Below are 24,741 nucleotides of genomic sequence, written 5' to 3' on the forward strand. Positions count from 1 at the left end.
ATAGATTAGTTATTATATTTGCGCTCCGAAAAATTCTAAAAGAGAGGAGGTTAAGACACTATGTTAATTATACCAATTAAAGAAGGAGAAAATATAGATAGAGCGTTAAAGCGTTACAAGCGTAAATTTGATAAAACTGGTACGAAGCGTGCATTGCAAACTAGAAAGCAGTTTACTAAGCCATCAGTAGAGCGTAGAGCTCAAATTCAAAAAGCTCAATATGTTCAGACTCTAAGAGATCTAGAGAACATCTAAGAAGATTTAAAATCTTAATTAAAATCCTGCAAGAGCAGGATTTTTTTTTGCCTATACCCAAGTAAATAAAACTTTGTACATTTAATATTAATCATCTTTAACAAAAATGTCCGTAACAGCTTTTACCAATTACCTACTTTATGAAAAGAAATATGCCATGCTTACCATAAAGGCCTATTCAAAAGATTTGGATGATTTTCAGGAGTTTATTGCTTTGGAACATGAAGGGCAAACGCTCCAAAATTTGGAATATCGACAAATTAGGACTTGGATTGTCTCGTTGGTGGAGCAGGGGATGAGTAACCGGAGCATCAATAGGAAGGTTTCCTCTCTTAATTCCTATTATAAGTTTATGGTTAAAATAGGAGATATGGAAAGCAACCCTTTGGCTAAGCATAAAGCGCTAAAGGCAACCAAGAAAGTACAGGTCCCTTTTTCCGAAGAAGAAATGGAGAACGTTATTAAGGATTTAAAATCCGAAACAGATTTTGAAGGGATTCGAGACCGTTTGGTTATTGAGTTGTTCTACGCCACTGGAGTTAGGCGCATAGAATTGGTGCAGTTGAAACTGGTCGATTTGGATTTAGCCAATAAAACGTTAAAAGTATTAGGGAAGAGAAATAAAGAACGAATCATACCGTTAATAGATACAGTGGTGCAAACGGCCAAAGAATATCTCGAGCTAAGAAGTTCTTTAGAAATTATTAAGGACAATGAGTTTTTGTTTTTGACAAAAAAAGGTGTGAAAATTTACGAAACTCTTGTTTACAGAATTATAAATGATTATTTTAGTAGGGCATCTACAAAAGTAAAAAGAAGCCCTCACATTTTGCGGCACTCGTTTGCCACACATTTACTAAGTCAAGGTGCAAATATGAATGCAGTAAAAGAGCTTCTTGGGCATTCCAGTCTTGCAGCAACACAGGTTTATACCCACAATAGTATAAACGAGTTGAAAAAGGTGTATTCAAACGCACATCCAAGAAGCAAAAAACGCGAATAGATCGTTCAATGTCTAACCATTATGGATGAAAGATTGCATGAATACCTGTAGCAGAATTTAATTTTTTAAGTGCTAATTTGAAAAATTAAATTTTTTTTATGGGCAGTGGTCTTACATTCTTTTTTAAAATTTAAAACAGATGAAAGTAAACACACAGTCAGTCAACTTTACCGCAGACAAAAAGTTGATAGCGTTTATCCAAAAACGAATGGATAAATTAGATTTATTTTATGACAGGGTTATCCAGTCTGACGTATTTTTGAAAGTAGAAAATACGAGTGCTAAGGAGAATAAAATTTTCGAGGCCAGAGTGAGTGTTCCGGGAGATAGTCTTGTCGTTAAAAAACAGTGCAGGACATTTGAAGAAGGAGCCGATAGTGCCGTTTCATCGTTAGAACGCCAGCTGAAAAAGAGAAAAGAAAAATTAAGAGCACATATATGACAAAATTTTTCAAAAAATGTTTTGAATAAAGAAATAAATATATACATTTGCAGTCCGTTAGAAATAGCGGACTTTTTTGTTGTACAAAAAGGCATCAAAAGCCGATATAGCTCAGCTGGCTAGAGCAGCTGATTTGTAATCAGCAGGTCGTGGGTTCGAGTCCCTCTATCGGCTCAAGTTCTTTAAGAGAAATGATCTAAAATATTGTAAAAACCATTGGGGAGATACTCAAGCGGCCAACGAGGGCAGACTGTAAATCTGCTGACTATGTCTTCGCAGGTTCGAATCCTGCTCTCCCCACTTTTTTTACTCTATTTAAATTTTTAAAAAGCGGGAGTAGCTCAGTTGGTAGAGCGTCAGCCTTCCAAGCTGAATGTCGCCGGTTCGAACCCGGTCTCCCGCTCATTTAAAAAGCCGGTGTAGCTCAGGGGTAGAGCGTTTCCTTGGTAAGGAAGAGGTCACGGGTTCAAATCCCGTCATTGGCTCATATTACAGTGAATTAAATTTGAACACTAATATAAATTAAGATTAAATAAATTAAACATGGCAAAGGGAACTTTTGATCGTTCGAAACCACACTTAAACATTGGTACTATCGGACACGTAGATCACGGTAAAACAACTTTAACTGCCGCTATTACAAAAGTATTAGCTGATGCGGGTTTATCTGAAGTAAGATCATTTGATCAAATTGATAACGCTCCAGAGGAGAAGGAAAGAGGTATTACAATTAATACATCTCACGTAGAGTATCAGACTGCAAATCGTCACTACGCACACGTAGATTGTCCTGGTCACGCCGATTACGTTAAGAACATGGTAACTGGTGCTGCGCAAATGGATGGTGCTATCTTGGTGGTTGCTGCAACAGATGGTCCTATGCCTCAAACTCGTGAGCACATCCTTTTAGGTCGTCAGGTAGGTATTCCTCGTATCGTTGTTTTTATGAATAAAGTTGATATGGTTGACGATGAGGAGCTTTTAGAGTTGGTGGAAATGGAAATCAGAGACTTGTTGTCTTTCTATGAGTATGATGGAGATAACGGTCCTGTAATTGCTGGTTCTGCTCTTGGTGCACTTAACGGTGAGCAAAAGTGGGTTGATACAGTAATGGAATTGATGGATGCTGTTGACAACTGGATTGAAGAGCCAGTACGTGATATGGATAAGCCTTTCTTGATGCCTATCGAAGATGTATTCTCTATTACTGGTCGTGGTACTGTTGCAACTGGTCGTATCGAAACTGGTGTTGCTAACACTGGAGATCCTGTAGAGATTATCGGTATGGGAGCTGAGAAATTGACTTCTACTATTACTGGTATCGAGATGTTCCGTCAAATCTTAGATAGAGGTGAAGCTGGAGATAACGCAGGTATCTTGTTGAGAGGTATCGATAAAAACCAAATCTCAAGAGGTATGGTAATCGTTAAGCCAGGTTCTGTAACTCCTCACCAAAAATTCAAAGCTGAGGTTTATATCCTTAAGAAAGAAGAAGGTGGACGTCACACTCCATTCCACAACAACTACCGTCCACAGTTCTACGTACGTACAACTGACGTAACTGGAAACATCTCGCTTCCTGATGGAGTTGAAATGGTAATGCCTGGAGATAACCTTACTATTACTGTTGAATTGATCCAACCAATCGCGATGAACGTAGGTTTACGTTTCGCTATCCGTGAAGGTGGTCGTACAGTAGGTGCTGGTCAGGTAACTGAAATCTTAGACTAATAATAATTATAGTTTATAAATTAAGGTGTCTTGTACATTTTAGCAAGACGCCTTGATTTATATTTACGGGTTTAGCTCAGTTGGTAGAGCACTGGTCTCCAAAACCAGGTGTCGTGAGTTCGAGTCTCGCAACCCGTGCAAATTTTTAGATTACAAATTTTTAACGTAAGTTGCCAGTTTGTAATCAGATAAAAACTTTTAAGTCAAATGGCAGGAATTGTTAATTATATAAAAGAATCCTTCGAGGAGTTGAAAAATAATGTATCATGGCCAACATGGGCAGAAGCTCAAAGCTTAACTGTTCTCGTGGCTGTTTTTTCTATTGTTTTTGCATTGGCTATTTGGGGAGTGGATACTGTTTTTAGTAAAGTTATTGAACAATATTTTGATTTAATAGGCTAAAACACTTTTGAATGTCTGAGACAAACACAAATAAGAAATGGTACGTTGTTAGAGCCGTAAGTGGTCAGGAAAACAAAATCAAAACCTATATCGAGAATGAAATTACGAGATTGGGTCTTGAGGACTTTGTAGACCAGGTATTGGTTCCAACCGAAAAAGTGATTCAAATACGTAACGGGAAAAAGATACACAAAGAACGTGTGTATTTTCCTGGTTATATAATGATTCAAGCCAATTTAAGTGGAGAAATTCCACACATCATCAAATCCATTACTAATGTAATTGGATTTTTAGGTGAAACAAAGGGAGGTGATCCTGTGCCGTTAAGACAGTCTGAAGTGAACAGAATGTTAGGTAAGGTGGATGAACTTACGGTAGATGCCGATGCTAATGTAGCAATCCCTTACACTATTGGTGAAACTGTGAAAGTAATTGACGGTCCATTTAATGGATTTGATGGTACTATCGAAAAGATCAATGAAGAAAAGCGTAAACTTGAGGTAATGGTGCGAATTTTTGGAAGAAAAACACCATTGGAATTGAGTTATATGCAAGTGGAAAAAGTTTAATAATTGTTACCAGATATATCGCATGTCTTTTTGCTTCCAAATTAAGAGATATGCAAAACTAAATTTATTAAAATGGCAAAAGAATTAAGTAAAGTAGTTAAATTACAAGTTCGGGGAGGTGCTGCGAATCCGTCGCCACCAGTTGGACCCGCTTTAGGTGCTGCTGGAGTTAATATCATGGAGTTCTGTAAGCAATTTAATGCGAGAACCCAAGATAAAGCTGGTAAAGTTTTACCAGTGGTTATCTCTGTTTACAAAGACAAATCTTTTGATTTTGTAATCAAGACTCCTCCAGCTGCTGTACAATTAATGGAAGCGGCCAAAGTAAAAAAAGGATCTGGAGAACCGAACAGAAAGAAAGTAGCTAAAGTAACTTGGGATCAAGTGAAAGCTATTGCAGAGGACAAAATGCAAGACTTAAATGCATTTACAATTGAGTCTGCTATGAAAATGGTTGCAGGTACTGCAAGATCAATGGGAATCACTGTTAAAGGCGGGGAAGCTCCTAACTAAAAAATTTTGAAATGGCAAGATTAACAAGAAAGCAAAAAGAAGCAAGAGCTAAAGTAGATAAAAACAAACTTTATTCTCTTGAGGAAGCTTCAAACTTATTAAAGGAAATTACTTATACTAAATTTGATGCTTCTGTAGATATCGCTGTTCGTTTAGGAGTAGACCCTCGTAAAGCTAACCAAATGGTTAGAGGGGTGGTTTCGCTTCCTCACGGAACAGGTAAAGATATGAAAGTATTGGCCTTGGTAACTCCTGACAAAGAAGCTGAAGCGAAAGAAGCTGGAGCTGATTATGTAGGTTTAGACGAGTACCTACAAAAAATCAAGGACGGTTGGACAGACGTAGATGTTATCGTTACAATGCCTAGCATTATGGGTAAATTGGGACCATTAGGTAGAATTTTGGGACCAAGAGGTTTAATGCCTAACCCAAAAACTGGAACGGTAACTATGGATGTTGCCAAAGCCGTTAGTGAAGTAAAAGCAGGTAAAATCGATTTCAAAGTAGATAAAACTGGTATCGTACACGCTCCAATTGGAAAAGCGTCTTTCAGCGCCGATAAATTGGTTGGGAATGCACAAGAGTTATTGTCTACATTGATCAAGATGAAGCCTACTGCGGCCAAAGGTACTTACGTGAAAAGTATTTTCATCTCTAGTACTATGAGTCCAAGTATAGCAATAGATACAAAAATAAACTAGTAGTTAAACTTTTATATTATGACAAGAGAAGAAAAATCACAAGTTATTGAAGAGTTAACTGCTCAGTTGGCAGAAAATGCAAATATCTATTTAGCAGATATTTCTGGATTAAATGCAGGAAACACTTCAGAGTTACGTCGTGCTTGTTTTAAAGCAAACGTACAATTAGCTGTAGTAAAGAATACATTATTGGCTAAAGCCATGGAAGCTTCTGAGAAAGATTTTGGAGAGCTGCCAGGTGTACTTAAAGGAAATACGTCAATATTGTTTTCTGAAACAGGAAACGCTCCAGCAAAAGTAATTAAAACCTTCCGTAAAAAATCTGAAAAGCCATTGCTTAAAGGAGCTTTTATTGAAGAGGCAATTTACGTTGGAGACGATCAATTAGATGCATTGGTTGACATCAAATCTAGAGAAGAGCTTATCGGGGATATCGTGGCGTTGCTACAATCACCAGCTAAGAACGTTGTTTCTGCTCTTAAATCTGGAGGCGGTACATTGGCCGGTATCATCAAGACATTATCCGAGAAAGAAGGATAATCCAAATAAGTACGCACTTAAACAAATTATATTTTAAAAATTATTAAAACGATAGAAAATGGCAGATTTAAAAGATTTCGCAGAACAATTAGTTAATTTAACAGTAAAAGAAGTAAACGAATTAGCTACAATATTAAAAGACGAGTACGGTATTGAGCCAGCTGCTGCTGCTGTTGCAGTTGCTGCAGGTGGAGCTGCTGCAGGTGGAGACGCTGCAGAAGAGCAAACTGAATTCGACGTAATCCTTAAAGCAGCTGGAGCTTCTAAGTTGGCAGTTGTGAAATTGGTTAAAGAATTAACTGGTTTAGGATTGAAAGAAGCTAAAGAATTAGTAGACGGTGCACCAAGCGCAATTAAAGAAGGTGTATCTAAAGATGAAGCAGAAGCTTTAAAAGCTTCATTAGAAGAAGCTGGAGCTGAGGTTGAGCTTAAATAAGCTTGACTAACCTACAAATTATGGTTTAGGTCTAGAGGTTACCTCTAAGACCTAAACCCTTTTGTGTATATAACTGTTATATACATCCTATATATTATTTTTAATCAAAATCTCGTTCATCGATGTTAGCAAAAACAGCTGAAAGATTAAATTTCTCTTCTATTGTAAATAGAACGGAATATCCCGATTTCTTGGATATTCAAATAAAGTCCTTTCAGGATTTTTTCCAGTTAGAAACAAAATCGGAAGAAAGAGGGAATGAAGGGTTATACAACACCTTCATGGAAAATTTCCCAATCACAGACACGCGAAACCAATTTGTCTTGGAATTTTTGGATTACTTTATCGATCCGCCAAGATATACCATTGAGGAATGTATTGAAAGAGGTTTAACATACAGTGTACCTTTAAAGGCGAGGCTTAAGTTGTACTGTACAGACCCTGAACATGAGGATTTCGAGACCATTGTTCAGGATGTGTATTTAGGAACTATTCCTTACATGACGCCTAGTGGTACCTTTTGTATAAACGGTGCTGAACGTGTTGTAGTTTCCCAATTGCATCGTTCTCCAGGTGTATTCTTCAGCCAATCTTTCCATGCAAATGGAACCAAATTATATTCAGCAAGAGTTATTCCATTTAAAGGATCATGGATTGAATTTGCTACAGATATCAATCAAGTAATGTATGCTTACATTGATAGAAAGAAAAAATTACCTGTAACAACATTGTTTAGAGCTATTGGTTTTGAACGAGACAAAGATATTCTTGAGATTTTTGACCTTGCTGAAGAGGTTAAGGTTTCCAAGTCAGGTTTAAAAAAGGTTATTGGCCGTAAGTTGGCTGCCCGTGTATTGAACACTTGGCATGAAGATTTCGTAGATGAGGATACGGGAGAGGTAGTATCTATCGAGCGTAACGAAATTGTTTTGGACCGTGATACTATTATCGATAAAGATAATATTGAGGAAATCCTTGAAGCAGGCGTTAAAACAGTATTATTACACAAAGAAAATGCACAACAGGGAGATTATGCCATTATCCATAATACCCTTCAAAAAGACCCTACAAACTCTGAAAAAGAAGCTGTAGAACATATCTATCGTCAATTACGTAATGCTGAACCGCCAGATGAGGAAACGGCGAGAGGTATTATCGAGAAATTGTTCTTTAGTGACCAACGTTACTCTTTAGGAGAAGTTGGACGTTATAGAATGAATAAAAAATTAGGTTTGGATATCGGAATGGATAAGCAAGTACTTACCAAAGAAGATATCATTACCATTATTAAATATTTGATTGAGCTTATCAACTCCAAAGCAGAGATTGATGATATCGATCACTTGTCTAACCGTCGTGTGCGTACGGTAGGAGAGCAGTTGTCAGCCCAGTTTGGTGTTGGTTTGGCACGTATGGCTCGTACCATCCGTGAGCGTATGAACGTTAGAGACAATGAGGTATTTACTCCTATTGATTTGATTAATGCAAAGACACTGTCTTCTGTAATCAATTCATTCTTCGGAACCAACCAGTTGTCTCAATTTATGGACCAGACTAACCCATTGGCCGAGATTACGCATAAACGTCGTCTTTCTGCATTGGGGCCAGGTGGTCTTTCTAGAGAGCGTGCCGGATTTGAGGTTCGTGACGTTCACTATACACACTACGGACGTCTTTGTCCTATTGAAACTCCTGAAGGACCAAACATCGGTTTGATTTCATCTTTATCTGTTTATGCAAAGGTGAACTCTATGGGATTCATTGAAACTCCATACCGTGAAGTGCAAGAAGGTGTTGTAGATATCAAAGGAACTCCAATTTATTTAAGTGCAGAGGAGGAAGAGGAAAAACTAATCGCGCAAGCTACCGTTAAGGTAGATGATGAAGGTAGTATATTGCATGATAAGGTTATTGCCAGAATGGAAGGTGATTTCCCTGTAATTGAGCCTACAAACGTTCATTATACGGACGTAGCGCCTAACCAAATTGCTTCTATCTCGGCATCCTTAATTCCTTTCTTGGAGCATGATGATGCGAACCGTGCATTGATGGGATCTAACATGATGCGTCAAGCGGTACCATTATTACGTCCTCAAGCTCCTATTGTTGGAACTGGATTGGAACGTCAAGTAGCTTCAGACTCGAGAGTATTGATCAATGCAGAAGGAGCTGGTGAAGTTGAGTATGTAGATGCCAATGAAATCGTAATCAGATACGAGCGCACTGATGAAGAAGCGATGGTAAGTTTTGATAGCGATACTAAAACTTATCCATTAATTAAATTTAGAAAAACTAACCAAGGTACATCTATCAACCTTAAGCCAATTGTAACTAAAGGCGACAAGGTGAAGAAAGGACAGGTACTTTGTGAAGGATATGCAACAGAAAATGGAGAGCTTGCATTAGGTAGAAATATGAAAGTGGCCTTTATGCCATGGAAGGGGTACAACTTCGAGGATGCGATTGTGATTTCCGAGAAAGTAGTACGCGATGATATTTTTACATCTATCCACATCGACGAGTATTCGTTGGAAGTTAGAGATACCAAATTGGGTAACGAAGAGTTGACCAATGATATCCCTAACGTATCGGAAGAGGCTACTAAAGACCTTGACGAAAACGGTATGATTCGTATTGGTGCAGAGATCAAGCCAGGAGATATTCTTATTGGTAAGATTACGCCAAAAGGAGAAAGCGATCCTACTCCAGAAGAAAAATTATTGAGAGCCATCTTTGGTGACAAAGCAGGGGATGTTAAAGATGCATCTTTGAAGGCGTCGCCATCGTTACACGGTGTTGTTATCGACAAGAAGTTGTTCTCTAGAGCTATAAAAGACAAACGTAAAAGAGCTAAGGACAAAGAGGATATCGATGCACTAGAAAGCGTTTACTACAGAAAGTTCGATGAACTTAAAGATGTATTGGTTGAAAAATTATTCAACATTGTAAACGGAAAAACTGCACAAGGTATCTTTAATGATCTTGGTGAAGAAATTATTCCTAAAGGGAAAAAGTATACCCTTAAGATGTTAAACGCAGTAGACGACTATACGCACTTAACATCAGGAACATGGACTACAGATGATCACTTAAATGAACTTGTAGCCGATTTGATCCACAATTACAAAATCAAAGAAAATGATTTACAAGGATCTTTACGTCGCGAGAAATTTACAATCTCTGTTGGAGATGAGTTACCATCTGGTATCATAAAACTAGCTAAGGTTTATGTTGCTAAAAAACGTAAACTTAAAGTAGGTGATAAAATGGCGGGACGTCACGGTAACAAAGGTATTGTTGCACGTATCGTTCGTCAGGAAGATATGCCATTCTTGGAAGACGGAACTCCAGTTGATATCGTGTTGAACCCACTAGGGGTACCATCACGTATGAACATCGGGCAGATTTATGAAACGGTTCTTGGATGGGCTGGTCAAAAATTAGGACGCACTTATGCAACCCCTATTTTTGACGGTGCAACTCTAGACCAGATCAATGAACTTACCGACGAGGCAGGAATTCCAAGATTTGGACACACTTACTTATATGATGGTGGATCAGGAGATCGTTTTGACCAACCTGCAACTGTAGGGGTTATTTACATGATCAAACTAGGCCACATGATCGACGATAAGATGCACGCACGTTCTATCGGGCCATACTCATTGATTACGCAACAACCACTTGGAGGTAAGGCTCAGTTTGGTGGTCAGCGTTTCGGAGAGATGGAGGTATGGGCACTTGAGGCTTATGGAGCATCAAGCACACTACGTGAAATCTTAACAGTAAAATCTGATGACGTTATAGGTAGAGCTAAAACTTACGAGGCAATCGTAAAAGGAGAGCCGATGCCAGAACCAGGACTACCTGAATCTTTCAACGTATTAATGCACGAATTGAAAGGATTAGGATTAGATATTAGATTAGAAGAATAAAAAAGTTTTCAGTGCTCCTGTAGGTGAATTATCACTTACCGGAAACTGATAAAGACTACAAAGTATTATGGCTAGAAAACAAGATAAGAATACAGTACAGAGATTTAATAAAATCTCGATTGGTTTAGCATCGCCAGAGTCTATATTGGCGGCGTCTCGTGGTGAGGTTCTGAAACCTGAAACTATTAATTATCGAACTCATAAACCAGAAAGAGATGGTTTATTCTGTGAGCGTATTTTTGGTCCCGTTAAGGATTTTGAATGTGCTTGTGGTAAATATAAAAGAATCCGTTACAAAGGAATTGTTTGTGATAGATGTGGTGTTGAAGTAACAGAAAAGAAAGTACGTAGAGATAGAGTAGGACATATTAACCTTGTTGTGCCAGTAGCACATATTTGGTATTTCCGTTCTCTTCCAAATAAAATTGGTTACCTATTAGGATTGCCATCCAAGAAATTGGACATGATCATTTACTACGAGCGTTATGTGGTAATTCAACCAGGTAATGCCAAAGGTGTAGAAGGTGACCCATTACAAAAATTGGATTTCTTGACAGAAGAGGAATACTTGACCATCTTGGAATCCCTTCCACAAGAAAACCAATATTTGGATGATACAGATCCTAACAAATTCATCGCTAAAATGGGAGCCGAGTGTTTGATCGAGCTTTTGGCGAGAATTGATTTGGATGAATTGTCTTATGACCTACGTCACAAAGCCAATAACGAAACTTCTAAACAACGTAAAACCGAGGCTTTAAAGCGTTTACAGGTTGTTGAGGCGTTTAGAGATTCTAATGCTAACCGTGAAAACAGACCAGAGTGGATGATTATGAAGGCTATTCCTGTCATTCCACCAGAATTACGTCCATTGGTGCCACTTGATGGAGGTCGTTTTGCAACGTCTGATTTGAATGATTTATACCGTCGTGTAATCATCCGTAACAACCGTCTTAAGAGATTGGTAGAAATCAAGGCTCCAGAGGTAATCTTACGTAACGAGAAGCGTATGTTACAAGAGTCTGTAGATTCATTGTTCGATAACACACGTAAGTCGTCTGCTGTAAAAACAGATTCTAACAGACCACTTAAGTCATTGTCTGATTCCTTGAAAGGTAAGCAAGGACGTTTCCGTCAAAACTTACTTGGTAAGCGTGTTGATTACTCTGCACGTTCGGTAATTGTTGTTGGACCAGAATTGAAATTATTCGAATGTGGATTGCCAAAGAACATGGCAGCAGAATTATACAAGCCTTTTATCATCAGAAAATTGATTGAAAGAGGAATTGTTAAGACTGTAAAATCTGCAAAGAAAATTATAGATAGAAAAGAGCCAGTTGTGTGGGATATCCTGGAAAACGTATTAAAAGGACATCCAGTGCTTTTGAACCGTGCTCCTACGCTTCACAGACTTGGTATCCAAGCTTTCCAGCCTAAATTGATTGAAGGTAAGGCAATCCAGTTACACCCATTGGTATGTACGGCGTTTAACGCGGATTTCGATGGTGACCAGATGGCGGTGCACTTACCATTAGGACCAGAGGCTATTTTGGAAGCACAAATGTTGATGTTGGCATCACACAATATCTTGAACCCTGCCAACGGATCTCCGGTAACCGTACCTTCTCAGGATATGGTTCTTGGTCTGTACTACATGACCAAGGAGCGTTTAACTACCGAAGATGTTGTTGTTAAAGGGGAAGGATTGACATTCTACTCTCCAGATGAGGTAACCATTGCTTACAACGAGAAAAGAGTAGACTTGAATGCCCGTATCAAGGTAAGAACAAAAGACTTTAATGAGGCAGGTGAATTGACCACCCAAATCATTCAAACTACTGTTGGACGTGTACTTTTCAACGAAAAAGTACCAGCAGCAGCAGGATATATTAACCAAGTTTTGACTAAGAAATCCCTTAGAGACATCATTGGTAACATTCTTAAAGTTACTAGTGTACCAGAAACAGCGGCTTTCTTGGATGATATCAAAACTTTGGGGTATAAGTTCGCATTCCAAGGTGGATTGTCTTTCAGTTTAGGTGATATTATTATCCCTGCTGAAAAGCATACCATGATCGATAAAGCCAATACTTTGGTGGATGGTATTATGGCCAACTATAACATGGGACTTATTACCAACAACGAACGTTACAACCAGGTAATTGATATTTGGACCTCTACCAATGCTGAATTGACGGAGCTGTCTATGAAGCGTATCCGTGAGGACCAACAAGGATTTAACTCTGTGTACATGATGCTTGATTCTGGAGCTCGTGGATCTAAAGAGCAGATTCGTCAGTTGACTGGTATGCGTGGTTTGATGGCCAAGCCTAAGAAATCCAATGCAGGAGGTGGAGAGATTATTGAAAACCCAATTCTTTCCAACTTTAAGGAAGGACTTTCAATTTTGGAATACTTTATCTCTACGCACGGTGCTCGTAAAGGTCTTGCCGATACCGCTCTTAAAACGGCCGATGCTGGTTACTTGACTCGTCGTTTGGTAGACGTATCTCAGGATGTTATCATTTACAGTGAAGATTGTGGTACGCTTAGAGGTATTGAAGTTTCGGCGTTGAAGAAAAACGAGGAAGTTGTTGAAAAACTTGAAGATAGAATTGTAGGTCGTACGTCGTTGAATGATGTATACGATCCAATTACAGAAGAATTATTGGTGAGCGCTGGTGAACACATTAATGAAACCATTGCAAAATCTATCGAAAATTCTGCTTTAGAAAGTATTGAAGTACGTTCTCCATTGAGCTGTGAGGCCAAAAAGGGAATTTGTGCGAAGTGTTACGGTAGAAACCTTGCAACAGGTAAAATTGTTCAAAGAGGTGAGGCCGTTGGTGTGGTAGCTGCCCAATCTATTGGAGAGCCTGGTACACAGTTAACATTGCGTACGTTCCACGTAGGGGGTATTGCAGGTAACATTTCTGAGGAGAATAAATTAATCGTGAAGTACGACGGTATTGCAGAGATCGAAGATCTTAAAACCGTTAAGACTTTAGATAATGAAGGTAAGGAAGTTGATGTAGTAATTTCCAGAACTTCAGAATTGAAACTTGTTGATGCCAAAACTGGTATTACTTTAAGTACAAATAACATTCCTTACGGTTCCTATATTTATGTAAATAGTGGAGATGCCGTTAAGAAAGATGATGTGATTTGTTCTTGGGACCCTTACAACGGTGTAATTATTTCAGAATTTGCCGGTAAGGTTCGTTATGAAAATATCGAGCAAGGTGTTACCTATCAAGTAGAAATCGATGAGCAAACAGGATTCCAGGAAAAAGTAATTTCTGAATCTAGAAATAAAAAATTGATCCCAACGCTTCATATTGAAGATTCAAAAGGAGAAACTATCCGTTCGTACAACTTGCCGGTAGGAGCTCACTTGATGATCGATAACGGAGATAAGATTAGTGTTGGTAAGATTTTGGTGAAAATTCCTCGTAAATCTGCAAAAGCAGGGGATATTACAGGAGGTCTTCCACGTGTAACCGAGCTGTTCGAGGCTCGTAACCCATCTAACCCAGCAGTAGTAACTGAAATTGATGGTGTGGTATCCTTCGGTAAGATTAAAAGAGGTAACCGTGAAATCATTATCGAGTCTAAACTTGGAGAGGTTAAGAAGTACTTAGTAAAGTTATCTAACCAAATCCTAGTTCAAGAGAATGATTATGTGAAAGCAGGTATGCCATTGTCTGATGGTTCTATTACGCCAACAGACATCTTGAATATTAAAGGGCCATCTGCAGTACAACAATACTTAGTGAACGAAGTTCAAGAAGTATACCGTTTACAAGGTGTAAAAATTAACGATAAGCACTTTGAGGTTGTTGTAAGACAAATGATGCGTAAAGTTCAGATTATTGATTCTGGAGATACTATCTTCCTAGAAAACCAATTGGTACATAAATCTGACTTTATAGAAGAAAACGATAAGATTTTTGGAATGAAAGTAGTAGAGGAGGCAGGAGATTCTACAACTTTAAAACCAGGACAAATTGTTACGCTTCGTCAATTGAGAGATGAGAACTCTATTTTGAGAAGAGAGGATAAGGCTTTAGTATCCGCTAGAGATGCTAGTCCAGCTACAGCAACTCCAATCCTTCAAGGTATTACGAGAGCATCTCTACAGACTAAGTCATTTATCTCTGCAGCATCGTTCCAGGAAACAACTAAAGTTCTTAACGAGGCAGCTGTAAGTGCAAAAGTTGATGCTCTTGAAGGCTTGAAAGAAAATGTAATTGTTGGACATAGAATTCCGGCCGGTACAGGTGTTAGAAGATATGATAGTATTATTGTAGGTTCTAAAGAGGAGTTCAATGAGATGATGAAAGCCAAAGAAGAAATGAATTATAACTAAAAAGAATTCCCGCGAAAGCGGGATTCTTTTTTTAACTTAATTTGAATCATACAGTATATGGCAGAAGAACAAAATAAAAAAAAGAAACAAGGACAAATTAATATAGAGCTGGATGAAAAGGTTGCAGAAGGAACATATTCCAACTTGGCAATCATCAACCATTCAGTTTCAGAATTTGTAGTTGATTTTGTGAGTATTATGCCTGGAACTCCAAAAAGTAAGGTGAAATCCAGAATTATTTTGACCCCACAACATGCCAAAAGACTTTTGAAGGCATTGGGAGATAATGTTCATAGGTTTGAACAGGCTCATGGTGAGATCAAAGATTATGACCAACCGCCTATTCCTTTAAATTTTGGACCTACGGGACAAGCATAAAAACAAAAAAGCCTTTGAGATAATCAAAGGCTTTTTTCTTAAGGTTATTTTAAATTTAATTAGGCGTACTCTTTAGCCTTGGTTTTTACCTTATAACTCAATGCTCCAGAAGGGCATTTTTTTATTTGTGCCATAATGTTATTACTAGGGGCACCCTCCATATCAATCCATGGAATTACCGATTGTCTAAAGACACTGGAGAGTTCTCTGGCACAACATTCGGAATTGATACATTTCGATGGGTTGAATGAGACAGTAATGTCATCATTACTAAATTGGTTAGCTTGGATTTTCATAAGTAGACGGTTTTGGGGTTGTCTTCACAATTTGAAATTATCAAAAATGCCTAATGTATCCACAAAATTTTCGATAAGAGACATCAAATTTGTGCTAAACCCTTTCTTTTGTATTTAATTTCTTACTATAACGATTGAAATTTTACTCTATTACTTAAATTCTGAAGTAAAGTGGAACTTAATTGATGGGTACTTCTGTTGCGTCATTTGTAATGAAAACGCCGAATCTGCCAAAAATACAAGTTGATCTTGTTTGTCCTTTGCCAAGTAACGTTGCTTAACGCGTAAAAATTCTTTGTATTCTTCGTTTTTGGGGTCTTCAGGATCTACCCAACAAGCTTTGAATACATTCAAGTTTTCATAGGTACATTTGGCGCCATATTCATGCTCCAATCTATACTGGATTACTTCATACTGAAGTGCTCCAACGGTACCAATTACCTTTCGGCCATTGAGCTCCAGGGTAAACAACTGGGCAACCCCTTCGTCCATTAATTGGTCGATGCCTTTATACAATTGTTTCGATTTTAATGGATCGGCATTATTGATGTATCTAAAGTGTTCTGGAGAGAAACTTGGTATCCCTTTGTAATTGATGGTTTCCCCTTCGGAAAGGGTATCCCCAATTTTAAAGTTTCCAGTATCATGAAGTCCAACAATATCACCAGGGTAGGAGATGTCTACAATTTCCTTCTTTTCGGCGAAAAAGGCATTTGGACTGGAGAACTTAAGCTTCTTATTCAACCTAACATGAAGGTAGGGTGCATTACGTTTAAATTCACCCGAAACTATTTTAATAAATGCCAAACGGTCACGGTGGTTTGGATCCATATTGGCGTGAATTTTAAATACAAAACCGGTAAATTTAGTTTCGTCCGCATTTACTAATCGCTCTTCACTTTGTTTGGGTCTAGGTGGCGGGGCGATGTCCACAAAGCAATCCAGCAATTCCCTAACCCCAAAATTGTTCAAGGCAGATCCGAAAAATACAGGCTGCTGTTTACCGCTCAAGTATTCTTCCTTGTCAAATTCAGGATAGATACCTTGTACCAATTCTATTTCTTCTCTAAGGGTATCAGCTGCCTTATCACCAACTAATTCATTAAGCTCAGGTGATTCCAAATCTGAAATCTCGATGGTTTCCTCGATATTTTTTCTGCTATCCCCACTAAATAGGTTAACGTTCTTTTCCCAAAGGTTATAAATTCCCTTAAAATCGTAGCCCATTCCAATTGGAAAACTCAATGGCACAACGCTTAATCCTAGTTTTTGTTCCACTTCATCCAAAAGATCAAAAGCATCTTTTCCTTCACGGTCCAATTTATTAATGAAAACAATCATAGGGATATTTCGCATTCTACAAACCTCTACAAGTTTTTCGGTTTGTTCCTCAACCCCTTTGGCAACGTCTATAACTACAATAACACTGTCAACAGCCGTTAAAGTTCTAAAAGTGTCCTCGGCAAAGTCCTTGTGACCTGGTGTGTCCAAAATGTTTACTTTGGTGCCGTTATACTCAAAAGCAAGTACGGAAGTGGCTACGGAAATACCCCTTTGGCGTTCAATTTCCATAAAGTCACTCGTGGCTCCTTTTTTGATTTTGTTGCTTTTTACGGCTCCAGCCTCTTGGATGGCTCCACCAAAAAGCAAGAGTTTTTCAGTTAAAGTAGTCTTTCCGGCATCAGGGTGTGAAATGATACCAAACGTACGTCTTCTTTTGATTTCGTCTTTAAAATTCATGCGCTTAAATTGGACGGCAAATATACGTCTTCTTAAGGCATGTTACAATTAAGGATTCCACTTTTTAAAGGCTTCAGTAGCAGTGGCTATATGGAGGTATTCATTTTTTAGGTCTGCCCCTAGAATACATTTGAACTACTTTTAATTAAAAGTATCTAACATTTTTTTCTGATTTTTTGACGCAACAATTAAGGCTAGGATTATGTTCATTTAAAATTTGATTGGTATTTTTACATTATGATTGAAGAACAAGTCATTTTAGTTAATGAAAACGATGAGCAAATTGGTACGATGGCCAAAATGGAAGCTCACGAAAAAGCATTGTTGCACCGAGCATTTTCTGTGTTTGTATTTAATGAGAACAATGAATTAATGGTTCAGCAAAGGGCTTTACATAAATATCATTCGCCTGGGTTGTGGACCAATACCTGCTGCAGTCATCAACGTGTTGGGGAAACCAATATTCAAGCGGGAAAAAGACGCTTAAAGGAGGAAATGGGATTTGTAACCGATTTGGAAGACACTATTTCCTTTATTTATAAAGCTCCTTTTGACAACGGATTGACAGAGCATGAATATGACCATATTTTGGTGGGACATTTCAATGGCGAGCCTCAAATAAACCCAGATGAAGTAGCAGCTTGGAAATGGATGGGATTGGAAGAAGTTAAAGCCGATATGCTTGTACACCCGGAACAATATACAGCTTGGTTTAAAATTATTTTTGAAAAATTCTACGAACATATAAATATTTCAAAATGATAGTTACCGTAAGTAGGAGGGCCCATTTTAATGCAGCGCACCGCCTGTATCGGAAAGATTGGTCTGACGAACAAAATCTGGAAATATTTGGTAAGTGCAGCAATCCCAATTACCATGGACACAACTATGAACTGGTTGTAAGTGTCACAGGTAGGATTGATAAAGAAACTGGGTATGTCATAGACCTTCGGATTTTAAAGAATATCATAAGGGAAGAAGTTGAAGAGCCTTTTGATCATAAAAACCTGAATTTGGAGGTTGAAGAATTTAAGGACTTAAATCCTACTGCGGAAAATATTGTAGTGGTCATTTACAACAAGCTTAAAAAAAGATTGGATTCCAGACTTGATTTGGAAGTCACACTCTATGAAACACAACGAAATTTTGTAACCTACTCTGGACAATAATAGATGAACGAATTACTATACCCCATTAAGTTTGACCCCATTTTAAAAGATAAAATTTGGGGAGGCGAGAAACTAAAAAAATTACTTCATAAAAAAGGGACTTCAAAAAGGGTTGGGGAAAGCTGGGAAATAAGTGATGTAGAAGGTGATACTTCGGTTGTTTCAAACGGTGCTCTTAAGGGTAAGACCCTGAAACAATTGCTGCATACTTACAAGGATAAGTTGGTAGGACTTAATAATTATAAAATTTTTGGAGATAAATTCCCCTTGCTAATCAAGTTTATTGATGCCAAGGAAGATTTGTCAATACAACTACATCCTAATGATGAATTGGCATTAAAGCGTCATAACTCTTTTGGAAAAACCGAAATGTGGTATGTGATGCAGGCAGACCAAGGAGCTAATCTAATAGTTGGTTTCAACCAAAAGGTAACACCAGAAATCTACTTAAAGCATTTAGAGAAAAAGACCTTAACCAAAATATTAAATTTTGATAGGGTTACAACGGGTGACACCTATTTTATAGAAGTAGGGCGTTTACATGCTATTGGAGCAGGAGTGCTTTTGGCTGAAATTCAGCAAACAAGTGATGTCACTTACCGAGTTTATGATTGGGATCGAGTGGACAGTAATGGAAATGAAAGGGAATTGCACAATGATTTGGCAATAGATGCCATCGATTTTGATATGCCCGACAATTTTAGGGTAGAGTATGATACAGATAAGAACAAGGCAAATGAAATGGTGAATTGTCCTTATTTTACAACCAATTATTTAAAGGTAAATTCAAGATTGGAAAAGGAAAACAATCATGATTCATTCATTATATATATGTGTGTGGAAGGGGAGGCTACCATAGAAACCGAAGAAACTAAGGAAACTTTGGTTAAGGGGGAAACGGTGTTGATGCCATATGCCATTGACACTTTTAGTATTGAAGCAAAGGAAGCCACACTTTTGGAAGTTTATGTATAAAATTCTATAGTTTTAGACCCTTCGCATTTAAAGGGAAGACCTAACTTTATTTCAATTAATTACTTACTTTTGTAGCAAATAAAAAATACGAATTATGGCAAATGTTAGAAACCTAAAAAAGGATATAAACTACGTTTTAGGAGATATTATTGAGGCGGTGTATGTATGGGAATATAACAACACAGACAAGGACACTAAGGAAAGTGAGGCAATTATTGATGAGGCAATAGAAATGTTTGATGCTTTAATTGCAAAGGTTAACGATAGAAGTGTTGAGGATAAAAAAGCTCATTTTAAAGCTGTTAACCAAGAGCTAGAAGAAAGCGCAGAAACACTGATTGAAAAAATTAACGCTTTAGGATAATTTCTTTTGAAAAAATGTTTGCAAATATAGTTTTCACGATTATATTTGCACTCGCTTTGCCGATATAGCTCAGCTGGCTAGAGCAGCTGATTTGTAATCAGCAGGTCGTGGGTTCGAGTCCCTCTATCGGCTCTAAAAAGCCTCTCAATTTTGAGAGGCTTTTTTTATGGCTATTGTTAATCATCTTTTTTGCGTTTAAGCCATGAAAAGATTCCTTTTTTCTTTTTCTTTTTAAATTCTCGCTTGTCTTTTTTATTGCCCAAAAGACGTTGTAAAAAGTTGTCTTCTTGGATAGGTGGACAATCTAAACTTGCCAAGACCTCAAAGGAAGGAGATTCAAAGCGTGCTCTGGTATAACGGTTGAACCTAGAATCTTGGTTAAGCAGTTTTAAGTAATTGGCAAAAATGGGTAATGCCGAATTGGCGCCTTGACCCATTCGGGTACTTTGGAACCCAATTTGCTGGTTGTCGTTGCCAACCCAAGTAATGGTGACCAAATTGGGCATAAGGCCAACAAACCAACCGTCCTTATTGTCTTGAGTGGTTCCAGTTTTTCCTGCCAAATCATTTCTAAATTTATAAGAAGTGCGCAAGCGCTTTGCAGTACCTTCGTTAACAGTAGCTTTCATGAATTCCAGCATCACTTGTCTAGTATTGTCACTAAAGGCCTTTTCAACAGTTTTATTGCTTTTATAGAGGTCTTTATAACTGGCAATAACATTACCGTTCTTATCTTCAATTTTAGTGATAAATATGGGCGTTGACGGTAGGCTATTGTTGACATAACTGGAATAGGCTTTGGCAAGTTCCAATAATCTAAGATTTGAAGAACCCAAGGCAATGGAAGGTACTTCCTCAATTTCAGAAGCAATTCCCATTTTGTGCGCCATGGAGATCACATGATCGATTCCCGTTTCGTACAATACTTTTACGGCAATGGTGTTGACAGAATTACTTAAAGCCTTTTGAAGAGAATAATTAAGGTTTTCGTCTTCTTCTTTTGATGCGTTTGTGGGGGTCCAATTGTCTATATCGGTATAGGTAATGGCTTTTAATGGGAAATAGGTGCAAGGAGCCATGCCATTTTCAAGTGCTGCTGTATAGACTATTGGTTTGAAAGTGGAGCCAATTTGCCGTTTACTTTGAGCTACGTGATCGTATTTAAAAAAACTATAATCAATTCCTCCCACGTAGGCCTTGATAGCTCCTGTTTTTGCTTCCACAGAAACCATTCCAGCGTTTAGAAATTTCGAAAAGTATTCTAAACTATCCAATGTAGAAAGGGAGGCAATACTGTTGTCATTCCATGAAAAAAGTTCCGTGGATTTTTTCTTGTTTAAAGAGTCCTGAATGGCCTTTTCATCCAAGCCTAAATTTTTTAAACGCTTGAAAGTTGGCAATCTCTTTTTGACTGCAAGAAAGGCGGGCTTATTCTTTAACCAAGGTGCATTGTTGCCATAAGCTTTTTCAAATTGCTTCTGAAGGTTTTTCATGTGTTCCTTCATGGCCTTTTCCGCATATTGTTGCATAGTGTTGTCCAAGGTAGTATACACCTTTAGGCCGTCATGGAAAATATTATAAGGCTCTCCATTGGAGTTTCTAAACTGTTTTTGTTTTAAAATGTAATCCAACTGTTTTTTTACTTCAGCCCTAAAGTAGGGAGCTAAACCTTGGTTTGGGGCATAGTATTGATAGTCTAGGCTAATGGGAGTTTCAGCAATATTGTCAAGGCTAGATTGCAGAAGATAGTCGTATTTTACCATCTGGTTGAGCACAACATTTCTTCTTTCCATTGAATTTTCAGGGAATAACCTGGGGTTGTAGCTATTGTTTGCTTTTAAGGAACCAACAAGTGTAGCAGCTTCCAAAAGGTTTAAATCCATGGCGTGTTTATTGAAGAATTTTTGAGAGGCACTTTCAATACCATAAGTGTTGTCCGGAAAGGGAACTGTGTTTAGGTATAGTGTCAAGATTTCCTCTTTGGAATATAAATCCTCAATTCTTTTGGCCACGATACTTTCCCTTATTTTATTAACTACAATACTTATGGCTCCATAATCTTGTCTCCCAAACAAATTTTTAGCCAATTGTAAGGTGATGGTACTACCGCCTCCCGAAGATTTATCGGCCATTAGAATAGTTTTGAAAAAGACTCTTAAAAGACTTTTGTTGTCGATGCCATGATGCTCATAAAACCTTGAATCCTCTGTAGCGATGAGGGCATCGATAAGATGTTGCGGAAATTCGGCAAAAGGAATGGATTGCCTGTCGTACACATATAGCTTGCCAATAAGTTTATTGTTGCTGTCAAGTAGCTGAGTTGCTTGGCTTTGTTTGAGACTAGAGAGTTTATTTTTGCTTGGAATTTCACCCCAAGCACCAAAATAAATACTGTAATAAAAGCAGATTAAAAGTGTCGTTAATAGGAGAAGTCCATAACCAATTCGTTTTCCCCATTTGCGTACACGTTCCTTGTTCAAAATCATAACATTAACTTCTCTACAAGGTAACGAATTTCTCAAAGAAGTATTATCTATGGAACTTGTAATCAATAAAAAAAGCCAGCATTTCGCTGGCTTTTTTATGTATAAAGATTCTTAAAATATTATTGAGCTTCTTCTGTATTTGTAGAAACACTTGTTGAATCTGCTTTTCTAGCTTCTATTTCAGCTTTTAATTCTTTACCATAAAGAGATGCTTTAATGTTGTCATTTAAGGCCTCGTAAATAGTTTCTAAGTATTTAACAGAGGTATTTGGAATTTCAGTAAGAGCCAAATAGGGAGATACTTCACTGTCTTTATGGTTTACGGCAAAGTTTATGGTATATAAATACTTACGCTTTATAAGCGTGTTGTACTGTGATTCGAAATCAAAACCAGTAGAATCATTGCTTTTTTCCGATTCAAAATGTTCTTTGATCAAATCTAAATTTTTGTCGTTGAATTTAGAAATCATCAATAGATATTCTTCCAAAACATCTTGTTGTTTAGATCCTTTTATGGAAGCATCAAAGTTGAAATTTTTTAAGGTTGTCTTAATTTCTGTAATACCCTTGTCCGCAAAAAACGAGATATAACGGTAGTCATTGTCATTTTTATTCAGTTTTAAAAATAGAACTTGCGGCTCACTTAAATTACTGTGTAATTCAAATTCTGGGTTGCCATTTACAACTATAGAATCTACAATTACGAATGCAGAATCCTGCTGTTGCTCTAGGTAAACAGTACCTTTTTTTAAGCCATCTACATGGACTTTAACAGTTAAGTCTTGAGTATCGTTTCCGCAGGAAATTGCCAAAAAGGCGAGGGCTATTATAAATACGTTTTTCATTTTAAAAAATTATTGGAGGGCAAATATCTTATAAATTAAATTTAAAAACTAACCAGCCGAAGCGATTCTCATCAATTCGGCACACAGCAGGGCTCCATAGGTTCCAACCACATAGCCAAACACAGCTAAAAGGGCTCCTACAGTAGCAAGCGAAGGGTGGAAAGCGGCGGCCACAACAGGCGCCGATGCGGCACCTCCAACATTCGCCTGGCTTCCAACGGCCATAAAAAAGTAAGGGGCCCTAATGAGTTTGGCAACCAAAATAAGTAAGCCCGCATGAATGGACATCCACACCAAACCAATCAAAATCAAGCCTGGATTTTCAAAAATTTTGCCAAGATCCATTTTCATTCCTATAGTGGCTACCAAAACATAGATAAACACACTTCCTATTTTGCTGGCACCAGCTCCTTCGTAATTCTTAGCTTTGGTAAATGACAATAAAATGCCAATTAAGGTAGCTATGGAAATCAACCAGAAAAACTGACTTCCAAAAGAGGAAAGGGCACTTTTAGGATTGCTTACAGCTTCAAAATTGTCTGATAAAAATGTCGAAATTTTATCCGCAGAAAAATGTGCAATACCAACTGCTGTGAAGGCAAACATCAAAATAACGATGAGGTCTGTAAGTGTTGGGTTTCGGGTAATTTTTTCACTGAAATTTTGGACTTTCTCCTGTAGTTTGTCAATGGCACTGTTGTCTGCTTTTAGCCAATTGTCAATTTTATTGCGCTTACCAATTCCTAATAACAATACGGCCATCCAAATATTGGCTACAACGATATCTACCAATACCATACCTCCGTAAAGTTCTTGGTTGAATTCGTAAATTTCCAACATAGCCGCTTGGTTGGCTCCACCACCAATCCAACTTCCAGCCAAAGTGGCTAAACCTCTCCAAACAGCATCATGGCCAACACCTCCAACTGTTTCAGGAGAAAAGGTAGATATAATCAAAATGGCAATTGGGCCACCTATTACAATACCAATGGTGCCCGTAAAGAACATCACCAAAGCTTTCCAACCTAAATTGAAAACGGCTTTAAGGTCAATGCTAATGGTCAATAAAACTAAGGACGCCGGCAATAAATAACGACTGGCTACATAATAGGTTTTGGAAACGTCGGCAGAAATTAATCCAAAAGAATTGAAGATTGCAGGAATGAGATAACACATTAATAAGCCTGGAACGTATTTGTAGAATACTGGCCAAAATCCCTTTTTTTGAGATTCAGTATAGAAGACAAAACCTAAAGCCAGCATGAGCAATCCCAATACAATAGCGTCATTTTTAAACAATACAAGTTTATTGACGGTACTGTTTTCTATTTTGGTAGTTACTTCAACAACTTCACCAGCATGGTCAAATTGAGCTTTGTTAATTGTAAGTAGTTGAGTGTCTTTAAAACGTTCCTGAGTGTACGCTTTAATGCTTAATAAAGCTTGTTTTTTTGAGATACTCACAGGCGCGTTTCCAGAATATTTTATGGTATAGCTTCCATTGTTTTCAGTATAGCTTAAGGAACCTTGGGATAGTTTTTTGTTGAGTATAACCTGCTCCAGTTTAAGCTCAGGACTAGTTGGAGTGATGA

General features: G+C 37.9%; 22 protein-coding genes and 6 tRNA genes. 23 read left to right on the forward strand and 5 right to left on the reverse strand.

Annotated features, from left to right (window positions below):
- Positions 1-60: 60 nt before the first annotated feature.
- From rpsU to ZA05_RS11180, 18 genes are all read left to right on the forward strand, one after another.
- Positions 61-255 (forward strand): 30S ribosomal protein S21, encoded by a 195-nt coding sequence (gene rpsU, locus ZA05_RS11095; RefSeq protein WP_053991760.1) that lies wholly within the window; start codon positions 61-63, stop codon positions 253-255.
- Between the two features lie 106 nt (positions 256-361).
- Positions 362-1,258: a tyrosine-type recombinase/integrase gene (locus tag ZA05_RS11100; protein ID WP_053991761.1), complete on the forward strand. Its 897-nt coding sequence runs from the start codon at positions 362-364 to the stop codon at positions 1,256-1,258.
- Between the two features lie 139 nt (positions 1,259-1,397).
- Complete coding sequence (gene hpf, locus ZA05_RS11105; RefSeq protein ID WP_053991762.1) at positions 1,398-1,700, forward strand: ribosome hibernation-promoting factor, HPF/YfiA family; 303 nt, start codon at positions 1,398-1,400, stop codon at positions 1,698-1,700.
- Positions 1,701-1,800: 100 nt separating this feature from the next.
- A tRNA-Thr gene (locus ZA05_RS11110) sits at positions 1,801-1,874 on the forward strand.
- A gap of 44 nt (positions 1,875-1,918) precedes the next feature.
- Positions 1,919-2,000 (forward strand) — tRNA-Tyr (locus ZA05_RS11115).
- 30 nt (positions 2,001-2,030) lie between these two features.
- A tRNA-Gly gene (locus tag ZA05_RS11120) sits at positions 2,031-2,103 on the forward strand.
- A 10-nt stretch (positions 2,104-2,113) separates the two neighbouring features.
- A tRNA-Thr gene (locus ZA05_RS11125) sits at positions 2,114-2,185 on the forward strand.
- A 58-nt stretch (positions 2,186-2,243) separates the two neighbouring features.
- Positions 2,244-3,431 carry an elongation factor Tu gene (gene tuf / locus ZA05_RS11130; RefSeq protein ID WP_053991763.1) on the forward strand — a complete coding sequence of 396 codons (1,188 nt, stop codon included), beginning with the start codon at positions 2,244-2,246 and terminating at the stop codon, positions 3,429-3,431.
- Positions 3,432-3,496: 65 nt separating this feature from the next.
- Positions 3,497-3,569 (forward strand) — tRNA-Trp (locus tag ZA05_RS11135).
- Between the two features lie 69 nt (positions 3,570-3,638).
- Positions 3,639-3,833 carry a preprotein translocase subunit SecE gene (gene secE / locus ZA05_RS11140; RefSeq protein ID WP_053991764.1) on the forward strand — a complete coding sequence of 65 codons (195 nt, stop codon included), beginning with the start codon at positions 3,639-3,641 and terminating at the stop codon, positions 3,831-3,833.
- Positions 3,834-3,844: 11 nt separating this feature from the next.
- Complete coding sequence (nusG, locus tag ZA05_RS11145; protein ID WP_053977405.1) at positions 3,845-4,402, forward strand: transcription termination/antitermination protein NusG; 558 nt, start codon at positions 3,845-3,847, stop codon at positions 4,400-4,402.
- Between the two features lie 72 nt (positions 4,403-4,474).
- Positions 4,475-4,915 carry a 50S ribosomal protein L11 gene (gene rplK, locus ZA05_RS11150; RefSeq protein WP_053991765.1) on the forward strand — a complete coding sequence of 147 codons (441 nt, stop codon included), beginning with the start codon at positions 4,475-4,477 and terminating at the stop codon, positions 4,913-4,915.
- Positions 4,916-4,926: 11 nt separating this feature from the next.
- Positions 4,927-5,616, forward strand: a complete 690-nt coding sequence (gene rplA / locus ZA05_RS11155; protein WP_053991766.1) for a 50S ribosomal protein L1 — start codon at positions 4,927-4,929, stop codon at positions 5,614-5,616.
- An 18-nt stretch (positions 5,617-5,634) separates the two neighbouring features.
- On the forward strand, positions 5,635-6,156 hold the full coding sequence (rplJ, locus tag ZA05_RS11160) for a 50S ribosomal protein L10 (protein ID WP_053991767.1): 522 nt from the start codon (positions 5,635-5,637) through the stop codon (positions 6,154-6,156).
- 58 nt (positions 6,157-6,214) lie between these two features.
- Positions 6,215-6,592 carry a 50S ribosomal protein L7/L12 gene (rplL, locus tag ZA05_RS11165; RefSeq protein ID WP_053991768.1) on the forward strand — a complete coding sequence of 126 codons (378 nt, stop codon included), beginning with the start codon at positions 6,215-6,217 and terminating at the stop codon, positions 6,590-6,592.
- 122 nt (positions 6,593-6,714) lie between these two features.
- Positions 6,715-10,527 (forward strand): DNA-directed RNA polymerase subunit beta, encoded by a 3,813-nt coding sequence (gene rpoB, locus ZA05_RS11170; RefSeq protein WP_053991769.1) that lies wholly within the window; start codon positions 6,715-6,717, stop codon positions 10,525-10,527.
- A gap of 67 nt (positions 10,528-10,594) precedes the next feature.
- Complete coding sequence (gene rpoC, locus ZA05_RS11175; protein ID WP_053991770.1) at positions 10,595-14,896, forward strand: DNA-directed RNA polymerase subunit beta'; 4,302 nt, start codon at positions 10,595-10,597, stop codon at positions 14,894-14,896.
- A gap of 57 nt (positions 14,897-14,953) precedes the next feature.
- Complete coding sequence (locus ZA05_RS11180; protein ID WP_053991771.1) at positions 14,954-15,274, forward strand: DUF3467 domain-containing protein; 321 nt, start codon at positions 14,954-14,956, stop codon at positions 15,272-15,274.
- Positions 15,275-15,333: 59 nt separating this feature from the next.
- Here the strand turns inward: ZA05_RS11180 and ZA05_RS11185 are convergent, their stop codons facing one another.
- Positions 15,334-15,570 carry a (4Fe-4S)-binding protein gene (locus ZA05_RS11185; RefSeq protein WP_053991772.1) on the reverse strand — a complete coding sequence of 79 codons (237 nt, stop codon included), beginning with the start codon at positions 15,568-15,570 and terminating at the stop codon, positions 15,334-15,336.
- A 150-nt stretch (positions 15,571-15,720) separates the two neighbouring features.
- Positions 15,721-17,310 (reverse strand): peptide chain release factor 3, encoded by a 1,590-nt coding sequence (locus tag ZA05_RS11190; protein WP_053991773.1) that lies wholly within the window; start codon positions 17,308-17,310, stop codon positions 15,721-15,723.
- A gap of 237 nt (positions 17,311-17,547) precedes the next feature.
- Between ZA05_RS11190 and idi the strand changes: the two genes are divergently transcribed.
- From idi to ZA05_RS11215, 5 genes are all read left to right on the forward strand, one after another.
- Positions 17,548-18,072, forward strand: coding sequence for an isopentenyl-diphosphate Delta-isomerase (gene idi / locus ZA05_RS11195; RefSeq protein WP_053991774.1), 525 nt, complete (start codon positions 17,548-17,550; stop codon positions 18,070-18,072).
- Entirely contained in the window at positions 18,069-18,479 is a 411-nt protein-coding gene (locus ZA05_RS11200; protein ID WP_053991775.1) for a 6-carboxytetrahydropterin synthase, read from the forward strand. Before idi ends, ZA05_RS11200 begins: the two co-directional genes overlap by 4 nt.
- Positions 18,480-18,482: 3 nt before the next feature.
- A complete protein-coding gene (locus tag ZA05_RS11205; protein ID WP_053991776.1) occupies positions 18,483-19,454 on the forward strand; it encodes a type I phosphomannose isomerase catalytic subunit in 972 nt (323 codons plus the stop codon).
- Between the two features lie 94 nt (positions 19,455-19,548).
- Entirely contained in the window at positions 19,549-19,818 is a 270-nt protein-coding gene (locus ZA05_RS11210; protein WP_053991777.1) for a hypothetical protein, read from the forward strand.
- Positions 19,819-19,876: 58 nt separating this feature from the next.
- A tRNA-Thr gene (locus ZA05_RS11215) sits at positions 19,877-19,950 on the forward strand.
- 44 nt (positions 19,951-19,994) lie between these two features.
- Here the strand turns inward: ZA05_RS11215 and ZA05_RS11220 are convergent.
- From ZA05_RS11220 to ZA05_RS11230, 3 genes are all read right to left on the reverse strand, one after another.
- A complete protein-coding gene (locus tag ZA05_RS11220) occupies positions 19,995-22,304 on the reverse strand; it encodes a transglycosylase domain-containing protein (protein ID WP_053991778.1) in 2,310 nt (769 codons plus the stop codon).
- 119 nt (positions 22,305-22,423) lie between these two features.
- Positions 22,424-23,149, reverse strand: a complete 726-nt coding sequence (locus ZA05_RS11225) for a DUF4369 domain-containing protein (protein WP_053991779.1) — start codon at positions 23,147-23,149, stop codon at positions 22,424-22,426.
- Between the two features lie 48 nt (positions 23,150-23,197).
- Positions 23,198-24,412 carry a DUF819 domain-containing protein gene (locus tag ZA05_RS11230; protein ID WP_053991876.1) on the reverse strand — a complete coding sequence of 405 codons (1,215 nt, stop codon included), beginning with the start codon at positions 24,410-24,412 and terminating at the stop codon, positions 23,198-23,200.
- Positions 24,413-24,741 lie beyond the last annotated feature (329 nt).

Origin of the sequence: Mangrovimonas sp. TPBH4, assembly GCF_001280505.1 — a bacterium.
Lineage (GTDB): Bacteria > Bacteroidota > Bacteroidia > Flavobacteriales > Flavobacteriaceae > Mangrovimonas_A.

Excerpts from the sequence above, each read along its gene's own strand:
- rplL (WP_053991768.1), top strand. The coding sequence starts at position 6,215 with ATGGCAGATTTAAAAGATTTCGCAGAACAATTAGTTAATTTAACAGTA.
- nusG (WP_053977405.1), top strand. The coding sequence starts at position 3,845 with ATGTCTGAGACAAACACAAATAAGAAATGGTACGTTGTTAGAGCCGTA.
- ZA05_RS11220 (WP_053991778.1), bottom strand. The coding sequence starts at position 22,304 with ATGATTTTGAACAAGGAACGTGTACGCAAATGGGGAAAACGAATTGGT.
- ZA05_RS11100 (WP_053991761.1), top strand. The coding sequence starts at position 362 with ATGTCCGTAACAGCTTTTACCAATTACCTACTTTATGAAAAGAAATAT.
- ZA05_RS11210 (WP_053991777.1), top strand. The coding sequence starts at position 19,549 with ATGGCAAATGTTAGAAACCTAAAAAAGGATATAAACTACGTTTTAGGA.
- ZA05_RS11205 (WP_053991776.1), top strand. The coding sequence starts at position 18,483 with ATGAACGAATTACTATACCCCATTAAGTTTGACCCCATTTTAAAAGAT.
- hpf (WP_053991762.1), top strand. The coding sequence starts at position 1,398 with ATGAAAGTAAACACACAGTCAGTCAACTTTACCGCAGACAAAAAGTTG.
- ZA05_RS11225 (WP_053991779.1), bottom strand. The coding sequence starts at position 23,149 with ATGAAAAACGTATTTATAATAGCCCTCGCCTTTTTGGCAATTTCCTGC.
- rplJ (WP_053991767.1), top strand. The coding sequence starts at position 5,635 with ATGACAAGAGAAGAAAAATCACAAGTTATTGAAGAGTTAACTGCTCAG.
- ZA05_RS11180 (WP_053991771.1), top strand. The coding sequence starts at position 14,954 with ATGGCAGAAGAACAAAATAAAAAAAAGAAACAAGGACAAATTAATATA.
- rplK (WP_053991765.1), top strand. The coding sequence starts at position 4,475 with ATGGCAAAAGAATTAAGTAAAGTAGTTAAATTACAAGTTCGGGGAGGT.
- rplA (WP_053991766.1), top strand. The coding sequence starts at position 4,927 with ATGGCAAGATTAACAAGAAAGCAAAAAGAAGCAAGAGCTAAAGTAGAT.
- ZA05_RS11200 (WP_053991775.1), top strand. The coding sequence starts at position 18,069 with ATGATAGTTACCGTAAGTAGGAGGGCCCATTTTAATGCAGCGCACCGC.
- ZA05_RS11185 (WP_053991772.1), bottom strand. The coding sequence starts at position 15,570 with ATGAAAATCCAAGCTAACCAATTTAGTAATGATGACATTACTGTCTCA.
- secE (WP_053991764.1), top strand. The coding sequence starts at position 3,639 with ATGGCAGGAATTGTTAATTATATAAAAGAATCCTTCGAGGAGTTGAAA.
- rpoC (WP_053991770.1), top strand. The coding sequence starts at position 10,595 with ATGGCTAGAAAACAAGATAAGAATACAGTACAGAGATTTAATAAAATC.
- rpsU (WP_053991760.1), top strand. The coding sequence starts at position 61 with ATGTTAATTATACCAATTAAAGAAGGAGAAAATATAGATAGAGCGTTA.
- ZA05_RS11190 (WP_053991773.1), bottom strand. The coding sequence starts at position 17,310 with ATGAATTTTAAAGACGAAATCAAAAGAAGACGTACGTTTGGTATCATT.
- tuf (WP_053991763.1), top strand. The coding sequence starts at position 2,244 with ATGGCAAAGGGAACTTTTGATCGTTCGAAACCACACTTAAACATTGGT.
- idi (WP_053991774.1), top strand. The coding sequence starts at position 17,548 with ATGATTGAAGAACAAGTCATTTTAGTTAATGAAAACGATGAGCAAATT.
- rpoB (WP_053991769.1), top strand. The coding sequence starts at position 6,715 with ATGTTAGCAAAAACAGCTGAAAGATTAAATTTCTCTTCTATTGTAAAT.
- ZA05_RS11230 (WP_053991876.1), bottom strand. The coding sequence starts at position 24,412 with ATGCTGGCTTTAGGTTTTGTCTTCTATACTGAATCTCAAAAAAAGGGA.